The following is a 14,410-nucleotide window of genomic DNA, read 5'->3' as shown; positions in this document are numbered from 1 at the left end:
ATGCATTATATAATTTCCATTTTAGATAGAAAAAAATTAACTAATATGTAATCCATTGTTTACTGAAGCATCGTCAGGGTTTACAAACACTAATGCGCCTTCAGCATTCTCAGTCATTAAAATCATACCTTGACTTTCTACACCACGTAATTTTCTTGGAGCAAGGTTAACTAAAACGGTAACTTTTTTACCAATTACATCTTCTGGTTTAAAATGTTCTGCAATTCCGGATACAATAGTACGTACGTCAATGCCTGTGTCTACTTTTAAAACTAATAATTTTTTTGCTTTAAGCATTTTTTCGGCTTCTAAAATCGTTCCGACACGTAAATCTAATTTTGTAAAATCGTCAAAAGTAATTTCTTCTTTTTGAGGTTCGACTACTTTATTAGCAGCTTCATTTGCTTTTTTGCTAGCTTCTAATTTATCTAGCTGAAGTTGGATTGTGGCATCTTCAATTTTACTAAATAATAATTCACCTTTACCAATTTGGTGTGTAGCAGGAAGTAAGATGTCTTTGGTTGCTATGTCACTCCAAACATTAGTGTTTGTATTTAATATGTTTTTAAGTTTAGTAGATGTAAATGGTAAAAATGGTTCTGATAAAGTAGCCAATGCACTTGCAATTTGCAACGCAACATACATGATGGTTTTAGTTCTAGCTTCGTCAGTTTTAACAAGTTTCCAAGGTTCTTCATCTGCTAAATATTTGTTTCCAAGTCTAGCAAGATTCATTAATTCTTGACCAGCTTCTCTAAAACGGTAGCGCTCTAAAGAGCTTTCAATAACAGCTGGATAAGCTTTAACGGTTGCTAAAGTCTCTTGGTCAATAGCTTCAAACTCTGAAGGTGTTGGTACAATACCTTCATAGTATTTATTGGTTAAAACTACAACACGGTTGATAAAGTTACCAAAGATGGCTACTAACTCGTTGTTGTTTCTAGCTTGAAAATCTTTCCAGGTAAAATCGTTGTCTTTACTTTCTGGGGCATTAGCAGTTAAAGCATAACGCAAAACGTCTTGCTGATTAGGGAAGTCTTTTAAATATTCTGGTAACCAAACTGCCCAATTTTTTGAGGTCGATAACTTGTTGCCTTCAAGATTTAAAAATTCGTTAGCAGGTACATTATCAGGTAATATATAGCTGCCTTCTGCTTTTAACATTGCAGGAAATATAATACAATGAAACACAATATTATCCTTACCAATAAAATGTACTAATTTTGTGTCTTGATCTTTCCAGTATGGTTCCCAATCTTTACCTTCTCTTGCAGCCCATTCTTTAGTAGAGGATATGTAACCAATTGGCGCATCAAACCATACGTATAATACTTTTCCTTCTCCTCCAGGAACAGGTACTGGAATTCCCCAATCTAAATCTCTAGTTACAGCACGTGGTCTTAACCCGTCATCAATCCATGATTTAACTTGACCATATACGTTAGGTTTCCAATCTTTTTTATGACCTTCGAGTATCCACTCACGTAAAAATGCTTCATGTTTATTTAAAGGTAAAAACCAATGTTTAGTTTCTTTTAAAGTAGGTACATTACCAGTAATTGCAGATTTAGGGTTTATTAAATCTGTTGCATTATGTGAGGTACCACATTTTTCGCATTGGTCACCATAGCTCTCTTCATTACCGCATTTTGGACAAGTCCCTATTACAAATCTGTCTGCTAAAAATTGGTTAGCTTCTGCGTCATATAATTGTTCTGAGACTTCTTCAACAAATTCGTTTTTATCGTACAAAGTTTTGAAAAACTCAGAAGCAGTATCATGATGGATTTTTGCTGAAGTACGAGAATAGTTGTCAAAAGTTATTCCAAATTCTTCAAAAGAATCCTTAATGATTTTATGATAGCGATCTACAATTTGTTGAGGTGTAACCCCTTCTTTTTTAGCTTTAATAGTAATTGGTACACCATGCTCATCACTTCCGCAAATAAAAGCAACATCGTTACCTGTTAATCTTTTGTATCTAGCATAAATATCTGCAGGAACATAAACACCTGCTAAATGACCAATATGTATTGGACCATTAGTATAAGGTAAGGCTGCTGTAATTGTATATCTTTTTGAATCTTTAGGCATGTGGCGTTCTGTTTTGGAGCAAAAATAATCATTATGTTTTTTAATAATGTATTCTTTAAATCAGATTTATTAAAAACGTATATTTTTTGATAAATTTGAGAAAAAACTATGAAAACCTATTTAGCTTTAATTATAATATTGATTTTTATTAAGTTTTCATTTTCTCAAGAAGAAATTAAAATAGACTATAACAACCCTATAGCTTATTTTGAAGTTTTTTTAGGATATTCTGGAGTTAATTTTGAAGGGTTATCACTTGGATATACTGGAAATTATCAGAAAGGGAACAATCTTTTTACATTTAGAAACTTATACATAGCTAGTAAAAATGTAAATAGAAATAGAGGTTTGTCTAAAGCATTTTTATTTCCAGCATATATTAATGGAAATTCTTTAAACGAATATGGTTTGCTTTATGGTAAGCGTTTTGTTTATGATGGATCTTCTTTAAGTCTATCTGCAGGTATCTCCAGTAATACTTTAATAAATAGGTATAAAATAGAGGGTTTAAAATATAGAGAAAAAGAGCATTATATCGGAGTTCCATTTGAAATTAATTACAAGTTTTTTAAAAAGGATAAAAATAGATTCAGGCTTTTTTATGGATTAATCCCAATAGGTAGACCTACTGCTTTTAGTCGTTCATTTGGATTTAAATTATATGGTAATTTTGGCAAAGTTACTCATGTGGGTTTTGGATTTAATTATAGTTTTGGTTTTCATAAAATTTATAATTAACCAATAAAACCATATTCGTTTATTTTATCAAATATCTTGTACATTTACACTATGTCAAAAAAAAGAATACTATTACTGTTGTGTGGTATCGTTTTTTTCTTAGGAAATAAAACAACGTCAGCACAAAACAAAACCGAAACAAAATTGATACAGCCACCTTATTTAAAAGCAGGAGACACTGTTGCTATTGTTGCACCTTCTGGAGTTTTAAAAAATAGAAACGATGAAGTTAATAGGGCAAAAAAACTTTTAGAAAGCTGGCAATTGCATGTTGTGATTGGTAAAAACATATATAATCAAGCCGATCATTTTGCTGGAACAGATCAAGAGAGATGTGAAGACTTTCAAATGGCATTAGACGACCCAAAAATAAAAGCCATTTGGTCTGCACGTGGTGGCTATGGTACAGTTAGAATACTGGATAAATTAGATTACAATAAGTTTTTAAAACAACCTAAATGGTTAATTGGTTATAGTGATATTACTGCACTACACAATCAAATTCACATTTTAGGAGTACAAACCTTACACGCTATAATGTGTGTTAGTCTTCCAACAGATTTGTCCGATATACAACAAAGTATTGCAACTTTTAAAAACACCCTTTTTGGTAAACCCTTAAATTATACTTTAAAAGGATCAAACTATAACAAAACTGGAGATGCCAATGGAGCATTAGTTGGTGGGAATTTAACTATTTTACACACCATGTTGGGCTCAAAAGAAAGCATAGATACTAAAGGTAAAATTTTGTTTATTGAAGAAATAGGTGAATACAAATACCATATCGATAGAATGTTACAAAGTCTAAAACGAGCAGGTTATTTTAATGACTGTGCAGGAGTTTTAGTGGGAGATATGAGTAAAATGAGAAAGAATACAACCCTTTGGGGAACTTCAGTAGAGCAACTTATTTTAGATGTTTTGTCAGAGTATGATTTTCCTGTGGCTTTTAATATGCCTGCAGGACATGAAAAAGATAACAGAGCTTTAATTTTAGGACGTGAGGTATTTTTGAAGGTTGAAAAAAATAAATCAAGTGTAGTATTTAAGCAATAATGGCTAGTCATAACGAACTTGGTAAAAAAGGAGAGCAATTAGCAGTTGATTTTTTGATGGAAAACAACTATGATATTGTAGACCTTAACTATCGTTTTGCTAAAGCAGAAGTTGATATAATAGCTAAAAAAAAGGATGTTTTAGCAATTATTGAAGTCAAAACACGATCAACCACTAATTTTGGTAATCCACAAGATTTCGTTAAACCTAAACAGATACAACGTTTAGTAAAAGCTGTGAATCAATATGTGACAACAAATGGCTTAGATGTAGAAATTCGTTTTGATATTATTGCTATTATTAAAGAAAATAATCAATTTAGTATCGAACATCTAAAAAATGCATTTTATCATTTTTAAGTGTTTACTGACAAAATAGCTTGCTGTTACATTGGCTCACTTTTTGTTATATTTATATTGTTAATTTAAAAATAAAGAATATGTTTTCAGGATATATGGGATATTACATTTTAATTGGTGTGATAGGTATAATTAGTGGCATTGTAAGCAATAAGCTAAAAAGTAAGTTTGCATTTTATTCTAAAGTACACTTGCGTAATGGGATGACTGGTAAAGAAATTGCCGAAAAAATGTTGTCTGATAATGGAATAAGAGATGTAAAAGTGATTTCTGTAAAAGGACAATTAACAGATCATTACAATCCAACAAACAAAACGGTTAATTTAAGTGAGGTTGTTTATAATCATGCCAATGCAGCTGCAGCTGCAGTAGCAGCGCATGAGGTTGGACATGCTGTACAACATGCTACAGCTTATAGTTATTTAACTATGCGATCTAAATTAGTGCCTGTAGTACAAGTTACATCTAGTATGTCCCAATGGGTAATTATTGGAGGTATTGCTTTAATGGCATCTAATATTTTAGGTGCTGGTGGATTTTACGTTGCAATTGCAGGATTAGTAATGATGGGGTTTGCAACCTTATTTAGTTTTATAACCTTACCAGTAGAGTATGATGCTAGTAATAGAGCTTTAGCTTGGCTTAAAGCAAAAAATATAGTGACTCCAGATGAGTATAAAGGGTCTCAAGATGCTTTAAAATGGGCAGCCAGAACTTATTTGGTTGCTGCAATTGGTGCATTAGCTTCTTTATTATATTGGGCTATGCAAATTTTAGTAAACAGAGACTAAAATATATTAAACCTAATAAGTAAAATTATTAGGTTTCTTTTTTTACATTTGAGTAACCAATTAAACTATCAATAATTTATGGACAATAATTTAGAAAATTATCAAGGCGGAACGCATTTAACTATGGCTTCTGACGCAGATAGAACTGCATTTTATAAAAAAACTTACGGTCACGTTGCTGGAGGCGTTTTAGCATTTGTGTTATTTGAATATTTATTATTACAAAGTGATGCTTTAGTAGAGTTTATGTTGTCAATGACGCAAGGCTACAAATGGCTATTACTATTAGGAGGATTTATGCTAATTACAACTTACGCAGAAAGTACAGCTATGAAAACAGCTGATAAGAATAAACAATATTTAGCCTACGGAATATACATATTAGCGCAAGCTGTTATTTTTGTGCCTATGATTTATATTGCAGCGTTTTACATGGATTCTGGAGCAGAAATATTACAACAAGCAGCACTAGTAACTTTAGCCTTATTTACAGGATTAACAGCTGTGGTTATGTTAACAAATAAAGATTTTTCGTTTTTAAAAGCAGGATTAACTATCGGTTTTTTTATTGCTTTAGGGTTAATTATTGCAGGAACAATTTTTGGGTTTGACCTAGGTTTATGGTTTTCTGGTGCGATGTGTGTACTAGCTGCTGGCTCTATACTTTATCAAACGTCTCAAATTGTAAATAAATATTCTACTGACGATTATATACCTGCAGCTTTAGGTTTGTTTGCATCGTTAATGCTATTATTTTGGTATATTCTTAGAATTTTTATGTCAAGAGACTAATCACTGTTTTAATAAAAGATTAAATGTTAAAGCGTTTTGAATTAAATTCAAAGCGCTTTTTGTTTTTTTTAGAATGAGTCATTTTCTAAAGAAACCAATTTGTTTTTTAGAGCATATATAACTAATCCTGCAACGTTTTTAGACTCTGTTTTTAACAACAAATTGTTACGATGTCCTTCAACAGTTCGTGGACTGATAAATAGTTTTTCGGCAATATCACTAGTTGTCAATTGTTTGCATATTAGAGTTAAAACTTCTGTTTCACGTTTTGTAAAATAGTTGGTGTCAAAACTAGATTTTACCTTTTTGTCAACTGGATTTGCAATACTTTCATGTATATATTGTAGGACTTGGTTGTCATAGTAAAACCCTTTAGCTGCGACTTCTTTAATGGTTTTTATCATTAATGTCGGTGTGCTGTTTTTTGCTAAATACGCAACTGCACCTATAGAAATCATATTTAAAATAAAAGGTTTGCTAAAATAACTAGTCAACGCAATAACCTTTATATCAGGAAATTCTTTTTTTATAAGTTTAGTGACTTCTACACCATTAAGTTCTGGCATTTTAAGATCAGTAACTACTATTTCGGGTAAAGTTTCAGTATTACGTAATTCTTGTATTAATAATTCTCCATTTTCAACATCAAAAAGAACTTCTATTGCTTCATTAGTTTCTAAAATAGCTTTTAGACCTTGTCTAAACAAAAGTTCGTCATCAGCTAATGCAATCTTTATTTTATCTTTCATAATTACAACGTATAATAAATTGACTTCCGTTATTGGGTGTGCTTTCTATTTTAAGAGTTCCTTTTAAAATTTTAACTCTACTTTTAATATTTTGAAGACCAATCCCAGGTTTCTTATGTATGTTATTTACATCAAATCCTTTTCCGTTATCCTGATAACGTATTATAAAACCTGTTTCATTTTGTTCCATATAAACCACTAATTCATTTGCTTTACCGTGTCTGATAGAATTATTAATAAGTTCTTGGACAATTCTAAATACATGTAATTGGTTGTTTTTTGATAGCCTAGTTAAAGTTTCAACGTTATCTTCAATTTCTATTTTAGTGTGTTTAGAAAAGTCTTCAAACAGTTCTTGTAATGCAGCTTTTAGACCAAATTCATTTAATATAGGAGGTAATAAATCGTGTGCAATTTTACGTGAGCTTTCTAAGGTTCCTGTAGTGATGTTTAATATTTGCTCTAAGGCTGTTTTTTGTTTCTTGGTAATAGTTTCATCTATAAGTAAAACGTTTGTTGTCAAGCTTACAATGTTTAATTTAGAACTGATAGCATCATGTAGATCTTGTGCAATACGTTTACGTTCTCTTTCTTGAATAGCTATAGAGGTTTGTAATATTTTTTGTTGATTTTTAAGTTTTAAATCAGCTTTTTCAAGTTCTTTTTGAATGATTTTTTGTCTAGAATAATGGAAAAATAATATTAGGCCAGTAGTAAGTAAAACTAAAAAAATAAGTCCATAGACTAGAGCGACTATTACTTGTTCTTGTCCATCGATAATGTTGTTTTCCATTCTACAAAAATTAATATTAAATATAATAGATATAATACTTTATTGACCAACCAAATCTTCTTAATTGTTGTATTGTTATATTCAGATAAATAATCGCCTAAAATGAATATTAAAGTGCTAGTTGTTAAATAAATTAAAATTCCTGCATTTATGTAGATAAACGCTCCTTTTTTACTTATTGAATTATAAAGGTGAATAATAGAATATATAACTATAGGAAAAGAGGTTATAAAAATTTCAAAAACAAAAAATTTAAAGAACAGATTAGGTTTATTAGCATATTGTATTGATAAAGTTAATAAAACTAAGATTAAAATAGTATTAACTATCTTCTTTTGAGTTGAATTAAATAGCTCTTTGTAAAATAAGGATAATAAAATAAATTGTCCAATAAAATAAAAGTGTGATAAATAAAGATTGTCTTTTGAAAAAAATGAAAGTGTAGAGGTGATTACTACAATAACTAAAGAAGTCCCTAAATAAATACTAAAATATTTAAAAGCCATACTTTTTTTTGAAGTATAGCTTTTAAAAAATAGTATAGCATTAATAAATAGTATTGCTATTCCAGTGTATTCAAATAGGGAACTTATTAATTTCATTAAATTTATGGATTGAATAAAGGACTATTTATATCGCAATCACTTGGACAAGGTGAGGTAAAATCAAAAACGCCACTTCCTGTTAATGCATTTACAGCAGTTTCTACAATACCATCATCACAACCTGAAGGTTTTTCGTCTTCTATAATATCACGATGGATACCCTTGCAGTCTACTTTAGTACCAACAAGTAGTAGTTTTTCTCCATAACCTTCTTCAATCTTTTCGTCAATTGCCATATAAGCACGAACGCTACTAGAGTCTACATCTTGAAGGCTGTAGTTGCCATCTTCTTGTTTTACTAAAACGTTCATTTCAATAAAAGCTTCTATTAAATCTACTGTAGGCATTAAAAAAGCTTTGCAATGCTTTGGGTTTTCTGTTTGCCATTTTTTAGCCCAAGTTTTTGCGTGTTCTAGTGTTACTTCATTTTTACTCATGGTTTTTTATGTTTTGGTTTAATTATATCATAAATCTAGTCATACTAATTCACATAAAAAACCGTATTACTAAAATCAGGTGTTTTTACGTGGTTTTAATACACAGTGATTATACGCTTATTAGAAACGGTTGTTGGGTATAGATTTGTTAGAGTAACAATTTTATTAAACTCACATATATTATTAATCATTAAAACAACTAAAGTTTATGGAACCATTTATAGGCCAAATTCAACCATTCGGATTTAATTTTGCACCACGTGGTTGGGCAAAATGTGACGGACAATTACTTTCTATCTCTTCTAATACAGCATTGTTTTCACTAATAGGAACAACCTTTGGAGGAGATGGAAGAACAACATTTGGATTACCTGATTTAAGAGGAAGAAGTATAGTTCATATTGGTCATGGACCAGGACTTTCAAGTATAGCTTGGGGTGAACGAGGTGGAGCAGAACAATTGTATATAACACAAGCTAACATGCCTTCTCATAATCATGCTCTAATAAACGGTACAGCAAATGTAAATGTTTATACCACTGATGTTTCTGGTGCAGAAATAAATGAAAGTGATGGAGGAGCCAGCGGATTTAGTACAGGCGGATCAACACCAAGTATTTATCAAGAAAATCCTACTTCTAATGATAAAGTTGGTGGTGTAGTAATTTCAGGAACTACAAGTCTAAGTGGTAATAATATACCAATGCAATCAAGAAATCCTTTTTTAGGAATCAATGTTTGTATCGCTCAAGTAGGTATTTTCCCCTCAAGAAGTTAATTCATTAAAACACGGGCTTATAAAACGCAAGCCTTATATCTTTATATATGAATAAAAAAAAAATAGGAGTATTATTACCTCAGTCAAAAGTACATCCAACCATGGTCAAAGACTTTGTAGATGGATTAAAATTGATGATGCCTAGCTCTAATTACAGTTTCTGTATTGAAGGTATTGGTTTAGGTGATAATGCAGAGACGGTAATTAACGCTATTCAAAAATTGGTATATCAAGAAGATGTTGTGTTAATTACAGGTTTGTTGGGACATAGAGGCTTAGGAGAAATATTAGATTATGTTGAAGGTACTGAGCTTCCTTTTTTATATGCTGATTTTGGAGCTACAATGCCTTTAGATTTATCTAAACGAAAAAATATTTTTTGTAATTCATTGGATTTATACCAAGCATGTAATGCTCTTGGAAGACATTTGATTAGTCGTGGTCTTTCCAGAATAATGACTTCTACATGTTATTATGAATCTGGTTATGGCTTTACACAGGCACTGCATGATACTTTATACGAAAATAACAAAGCAGAATTCACAGGACACTTTATTACGCCATTACATCCAAGAGAAAATGAAGCAGAATTAATGAAACAATTTGTATTAGAGACAAAACCTGATGCAATTTTCGCGTTTTATAATGGGATTTATGCCAAAGAACATGCAGAATATTTACAGCAAAATAAAATTAACAAGACGACAGCTCTTTACACCTTGCCTTTTACTGTAGATGATAAAATATTGAACGAATTCCCTGAAGTATTTAACACTACTAAGTGTGTGTCTTCTTGGTTTAAAGAACTAGAAACAAAAGAAAATGAGTTTTTTGTAAAACTGTATAATGAAAAATATAATAAAATACCAAGTGTGTTTTCTGTGCTTGGTTTTGAAAATGGACTATTGATTAATAATTATTTAAATCATGAAAATTCCTTTTCTAAAGAAAAAATAACAGGCCCAAGAGGTGTTTTGTTATTTGATTCAACTCATAGAATATCTCACAAACAATTTTTATGGGAGTTGTCCTGGGAAAATAATAGTTATAAACACAATTGTTTAGAAATATTAAATTCAAATTTTAAAAACCTTACGATTACTTCAGAAGAAAATGGATGGCATAATGCGTATTTATGTGTCTAAAAAACAGTATATTAAAGAAAATATAAAAAACTAAACCATGAAAAAACTATTACTTTTTTTAACTTTTGTAGGGATACTATGTATTTCTAATACTTTTGCGCAATTAGCTGTAGGAGATATTGCCTTTGTTGGCTATAATACAGATTCAGGTCCCACCGCTGGTGCTGACCATAGTTTTTCTTTTATATCACTAACCGATATACCAGGTAATGAAATTATATATTTTACAGAAGAAGGCTGGAATGATGATTCAAATATATGGGCTGGTACAACTGAAGGTCACCTTAGGTGGACTGCGCCAAGTTCAGGTTTATCATGTGGTACAGTAGTTTATATCACAGAATCTGGTGTAGATACATTCACCATCACTGGTGGTGGATCATTGTCACTTGATAGTGGTTCTGGTTGGAACCTATTAGGTGGTGATCAAGTATTAGCTTACCAAGCAACAAACGCAGAGCCAGCAACTACACCAAGTTTTATTGCAGGAATTAATGGTGATGATGGAGGTAGTAATGCTTTGGATCCAGTTACATTATGGAATGATTCGTCTGTAGGACCTCTGGGTACTGCAGGTTCTGGATTACCAGCTGGATTATCAAATGGTATTAATTGTGTAGCGTTATTTGTAACTTCACTTACAGAACAGGATAATGCAAAATATGTAGGGACATTAACAGGAACATCTACCTTTCTTTTAGCAGAAATTAACGATCGTAGCAATTGGAGTTTTAATAATACTACTGCATATGATATTACACCAACTAGTTACAGTCCATCTGTAACCTGTGTTGCTGCTTGTGTAGAGCCAGATATCCCAACAATTACATCAGCACCTCCAACTATATGTGATGGTGGTAGTGCTTTACTTAGTATTTCGGGAAACTTAAATGATGCAACACAATGGTCTGTTTATACAGGTTCTTGTGGAGGAACATTAGTAGCTACAACAACTTCATCAACTGTTATTGTAACGCCTACACCACCAAGTACGACCTATTATGTAAGAGGTGAAGGTGGTTGTGTTACACCAGGATCCTGTGGGAGCATTACTATAACGACAACACCTATCGAGGATGCTTCTTTTAGTTATGATGCTTCAGCATATTGTGTTGATGGTTCAGACCCAACACCTACTATCACAGGAGTTTCTGGAGGTTCTTTTTCATCTTCAGGAGGATTGTCTATAAATACTAATACTGGTACTATTGATGTTTCAGCTTCAACACCCAATACATATACTGTGCAGTATAAATCACCTGGATTTTGTTATGGGACTGAAACAGTTAGTGTTACTATAGAGGCTTTGCCAACAGTAACTTTTACAGCACCTTCGGATTTATGTATAGATGCAGGAATTCAGTCAGGTTTAGGAAGCGGAACAGCAACAGGAGGTGTATATTCAGGATCAGGAGTTACAGACGATGGTAACGGAATGACGTATTCCTTTGATCCTTCCGTAGCAGGTGTAGGAACTCATACTATTACTTACACCTTTACAAACGCAAATGGTTGTTCTAATTCAGCAAGTGACGATATAGAAATATTCGCTTTACCAACAGTAACTTTTACAGCACCTTCGGATGTATGTATAGATGCAGGAATTCAGTCAGGTTTAGGAAGCGGAACAGCAACAGGAGGTGTATATTCAGGATCAGGAGTTACAGACGATGGTAACGGAATGACGTATTCCTTTGATCCTGCGGTAGCAGGCGTAGGAACACATACTATTACTTACACCTTTACAAATGCAAATGGTTGTTCTAATTCTGCTAGTGATACTATAGAAGTATTCGCTTTACCAATAGTAACTTTTACAGCATCTTCGGATGTATGTATTGATGCAGGAGTACAATCTGGTTTAGGAAGCGGAACAGCAACAGGAGGTGTATATTCGGGATTAGGAGTTACAGACGATGGTAACGGAATGACGTATTCCTTTGATCCTTCAGTATCAGGCGTAGGAATTCATACTATTACTTACACCTTTACAAATGGAAATGGTTGTACAAATACAGCTAGTGACACAATAGAAGTATTCGCTTTACCAACAGTAACTTTTACAGCACCTTCGGATTTATGTATAGATGCAGGAATTCAATCTGGTTTAGGAAGCGGAACAGCAACAGGAGGTGTATATTCAGGATCAGGAGTTACAGACGATGGTAACGGAATGACGTATTCCTTTGATCCTTCCGTAGCAGGCGTAGGAACTCATACTATTACTTACACCTTTACCAATGCAAATGGTTGTACAAATACAGCTAGTGACACAATAGAAGTATTCGCTTTACCAACAGTAACTTTTACAGCATCTTCGGATGTATGTATTGATGCAGGAGTACAATCTGGTTTAGGAAGCGGAACAGTAACAGGAGGTGTGTATTCAGGATCAGGAGTTACAGACGATGGTAACGGAATGACGTATTCCTTTGATCCTTCCGTAGCAGGCGTAGGAACTCATACAATAACGTATACCTTTACCAATGCAAATGGTTGTACAAATACAGCAAGTGACGATATAGAAGTATTCGCTTTACCAACAGTAACTTTTACAGCATCTTCGGATGTATGTATTGATGCAGGAGTACAATCTGGTTTAGGAAGCGGAACAGCAACAGGAGGTGTGTATTCAGGATCAGGAGTTACAGACGATGGTAACGGAATGACGTATTCCTTTGATCCTGCGGTAGCAGGTGTAGGAACACATACTATTACTTACACCTTTACCAATGCAAATGGTTGTTCTAATTCAGCAAGTGACACAATAGAAGTATTCGCTTTACCAACAGTAACTTTTACAGCTCCTTCGGATGTATGTATTGATGCAGGAATTCAGTCAGGTTTAGGAAGCGGAACAGCAACAGGAGGTGTATATTCAGGATCAGGAGTTACAGACGATGGAAACGGAATGACGTATTCCTTTGATCCTGCGGTAGCAGGCGTAGGAACTCATACTATTACTTACACCTTTACAAACGCAAATGGTTGTTCTAATTTTGCTAGTGACGCTATAGAAGTATTCGCTTTACCAACAGTAGCTTTTACAGCACCTTCGGATGTATGTATTGATGCAGGAGTACAATCTGGTTTAGGAAGCGGAACAGCAACAGGAGGTGTATATTCAGGATCAGGAGTTACAGACGATGGTAACGGAATGACGTATTCCTTTGATCCTTCCGTAGCAGGCGTAGGAACTCATACTATTACTTACACTTTTACAAATGCAAATGGTTGTACAAATACAGCTAGTGACACAATAGAAGTATTCGCTTTACCAACAGTAACTTTTACAGCACCTTCGGATGTATGTATTGATGCAGGAGTACAATCTGGTTTAGGAAGCGGAACAGCAACAGGAGGTGTGTATTCAGGATCAGGAGTTACAGACGATGGTAACGGAATGACGTATTCCTTTGATCCTTCCGTAGCAGGCGTAGGAACTCATACAATAACGTATACCTTTACCAATGCAAATGGTTGTACAAATACAGCTAGTGATGATGTGGAAGTGATTGAAGTGGATGACACAGTATCACAGGTTGGTGTTGTTTTAACAGCCAATGAATCTGGTGCAACTTACCAATGGTATGAATGCCCAAATACTTTATTGACAGGAGAGACTAATCAAAGTTATACACCTTCTGTAAATGGTGATTATAAAGTGGTGATTACTTCAGGAAGTTGTATGGTTGAATCGATTTGTGTTACAATTTCTTCATTAGATATTGAAACGTTTGAAAGTAAACCTAAATTTGCTATGTATCCAAACCCTAGTAACAATAATGTAAATATTAAATCTCCTATTGGTGATACTTTTGAAATTGTTAATTTATTAGGTCAAACGGTAAAAGTATTTAAAGTAAATGCTAATGTAGAAAAGACTATTTATATTGGAAACTTAAGTGATGGTCTATATCTTGTTAAAGTTTTAGGCGATTCAAATATATCTGCTAAAAAGCTAATTATAAGAAAGTAAGTTTTAAAAACTAGTTATAACAAAAGCGGGAATTTTTATAAAATTCCCGCTTTTACTTTTTTTTAAATATACCTTTTCAATGTTTAAAAAA

13 protein-coding genes are annotated in these 14,410 nt (G+C 32.9%); 8 read left to right on the top strand and 5 right to left on the bottom strand.

Annotated features, from left to right (window positions below; genetic code table 11):
• Positions 1–36: 36 nt before the first annotated feature.
• Positions 37–2,139 (bottom strand): methionine--tRNA ligase, encoded by a 2,103-nt coding sequence (gene metG, locus JAO71_RS00265; RefSeq protein ID WP_262510792.1) that lies wholly within the window; start codon positions 2,137–2,139, stop codon positions 37–39.
• A 63-nt stretch (positions 2,140–2,202) separates the two neighbouring features.
• Between metG and JAO71_RS00260 the strand changes: the two genes are divergently transcribed.
• The 5 genes from JAO71_RS00260 to JAO71_RS00240 all read left to right on the top strand — a co-directional run bounded on the left by JAO71_RS00260 (position 2,203) and on the right by JAO71_RS00240 (position 5,833).
• The gene (locus JAO71_RS00260) at positions 2,203–2,832 is read left to right on the top strand and encodes a hypothetical protein (RefSeq protein WP_202998410.1); all 630 of its coding nucleotides are present in this window, start codon (positions 2,203–2,205) and stop codon (positions 2,830–2,832) included.
• 51 nt (positions 2,833–2,883) lie between these two features.
• Positions 2,884–3,891, top strand: coding sequence for a S66 peptidase family protein (locus JAO71_RS00255; RefSeq protein ID WP_202998409.1), 1,008 nt, complete (start codon positions 2,884–2,886; stop codon positions 3,889–3,891).
• Positions 3,891–4,250: a YraN family protein gene (locus JAO71_RS00250; RefSeq protein ID WP_202998408.1), complete on the top strand. Its 360-nt coding sequence runs from the start codon at positions 3,891–3,893 to the stop codon at positions 4,248–4,250. The genes JAO71_RS00255 and JAO71_RS00250 overlap by 1 nt, the downstream gene beginning before the upstream one ends.
• Positions 4,251–4,330: 80 nt before the next feature.
• Positions 4,331–5,041, top strand: coding sequence for a zinc metallopeptidase (locus tag JAO71_RS00245; protein WP_236011113.1), 711 nt, complete (start codon positions 4,331–4,333; stop codon positions 5,039–5,041).
• 78 nt (positions 5,042–5,119) lie between these two features.
• The gene (locus JAO71_RS00240) at positions 5,120–5,833 is read left to right on the top strand and encodes a Bax inhibitor-1/YccA family protein (RefSeq protein ID WP_054852521.1); all 714 of its coding nucleotides are present in this window, start codon (positions 5,120–5,122) and stop codon (positions 5,831–5,833) included.
• Between the two features lie 68 nt (positions 5,834–5,901).
• Here the strand turns inward: JAO71_RS00240 and JAO71_RS00235 are convergent, their stop codons facing one another.
• The 4 genes from JAO71_RS00235 to JAO71_RS00220 are packed head-to-tail and all read right to left on the bottom strand — an operon-like array spanning position 5,902 to position 8,417.
• The gene (locus tag JAO71_RS00235) at positions 5,902–6,582 is read right to left on the bottom strand and encodes a response regulator transcription factor (protein WP_054852522.1); all 681 of its coding nucleotides are present in this window, start codon (positions 6,580–6,582) and stop codon (positions 5,902–5,904) included.
• Positions 6,572–7,375: a sensor histidine kinase gene (locus tag JAO71_RS00230; protein WP_028607556.1), complete on the bottom strand. Its 804-nt coding sequence runs from the start codon at positions 7,373–7,375 to the stop codon at positions 6,572–6,574. The genes JAO71_RS00235 and JAO71_RS00230 overlap by 11 nt, the downstream gene beginning before the upstream one ends.
• Positions 7,339–7,977 (bottom strand): hypothetical protein, encoded by a 639-nt coding sequence (locus tag JAO71_RS00225; RefSeq protein WP_202998407.1) that lies wholly within the window; start codon positions 7,975–7,977, stop codon positions 7,339–7,341. The genes JAO71_RS00230 and JAO71_RS00225 overlap by 37 nt, the downstream gene beginning before the upstream one ends.
• Positions 7,978–7,982: 5 nt before the next feature.
• Entirely contained in the window at positions 7,983–8,417 is a 435-nt protein-coding gene (locus JAO71_RS00220) for a hypothetical protein (protein ID WP_202998406.1), read from the bottom strand.
• A 208-nt stretch (positions 8,418–8,625) separates the two neighbouring features.
• On the opposite strand from JAO71_RS00220, the gene JAO71_RS00215 reads away from it, so the two are divergent.
• From JAO71_RS00215 to JAO71_RS00205, 3 genes are read left to right on the top strand one after another with little or no spacing between them, the layout of a single operon-like run.
• Entirely contained in the window at positions 8,626–9,195 is a 570-nt protein-coding gene (locus JAO71_RS00215) for a phage tail protein (RefSeq protein ID WP_054852524.1), read from the top strand.
• Positions 9,196–9,242: 47 nt separating this feature from the next.
• The gene (locus JAO71_RS00210) at positions 9,243–10,340 is read left to right on the top strand and encodes an ABC transporter substrate-binding protein (protein WP_202998405.1); all 1,098 of its coding nucleotides are present in this window, start codon (positions 9,243–9,245) and stop codon (positions 10,338–10,340) included.
• A 37-nt stretch (positions 10,341–10,377) separates the two neighbouring features.
• Positions 10,378–14,319, top strand: coding sequence for a T9SS type A sorting domain-containing protein (locus tag JAO71_RS00205; RefSeq protein WP_202998404.1), 3,942 nt, complete (start codon positions 10,378–10,380; stop codon positions 14,317–14,319).
• Positions 14,320–14,410: the final 91 nt, after the last annotated feature.

Origin of the sequence: Olleya sediminilitoris, from assembly GCF_016785945.1 — a bacterium.
Lineage (GTDB): Bacteria > Bacteroidota > Bacteroidia > Flavobacteriales > Flavobacteriaceae > Olleya > Olleya sediminilitoris.
Note: the sequence above shows the minus strand (reverse complement) of the source record. Positions and strands in the feature narration are given on the sequence as shown.

Coding starts and splice junctions, on each gene's coding strand:
- JAO71_RS00205 (WP_202998404.1), top strand. CDS start 10,378: ATGAAAAAACTATTACTTTTTTTAACTTTTGTAGGGATACTATGTATT.
- JAO71_RS00245 (WP_236011113.1), top strand. CDS start 4,331: ATGTTTTCAGGATATATGGGATATTACATTTTAATTGGTGTGATAGGT.
- JAO71_RS00255 (WP_202998409.1), top strand. CDS start 2,884: ATGTCAAAAAAAAGAATACTATTACTGTTGTGTGGTATCGTTTTTTTC.
- JAO71_RS00250 (WP_202998408.1), top strand. CDS start 3,891: ATGGCTAGTCATAACGAACTTGGTAAAAAAGGAGAGCAATTAGCAGTT.
- JAO71_RS00225 (WP_202998407.1), bottom strand. CDS start 7,977: ATGAAATTAATAAGTTCCCTATTTGAATACACTGGAATAGCAATACTA.
- JAO71_RS00260 (WP_202998410.1), top strand. CDS start 2,203: ATGAAAACCTATTTAGCTTTAATTATAATATTGATTTTTATTAAGTTT.
- JAO71_RS00220 (WP_202998406.1), bottom strand. CDS start 8,417: ATGAGTAAAAATGAAGTAACACTAGAACACGCAAAAACTTGGGCTAAA.
- JAO71_RS00210 (WP_202998405.1), top strand. CDS start 9,243: ATGAATAAAAAAAAAATAGGAGTATTATTACCTCAGTCAAAAGTACAT.
- JAO71_RS00235 (WP_054852522.1), bottom strand. CDS start 6,582: ATGAAAGATAAAATAAAGATTGCATTAGCTGATGACGAACTTTTGTTT.
- JAO71_RS00230 (WP_028607556.1), bottom strand. CDS start 7,375: ATGGAAAACAACATTATCGATGGACAAGAACAAGTAATAGTCGCTCTA.
- JAO71_RS00215 (WP_054852524.1), top strand. CDS start 8,626: ATGGAACCATTTATAGGCCAAATTCAACCATTCGGATTTAATTTTGCA.
- JAO71_RS00240 (WP_054852521.1), top strand. CDS start 5,120: ATGGACAATAATTTAGAAAATTATCAAGGCGGAACGCATTTAACTATG.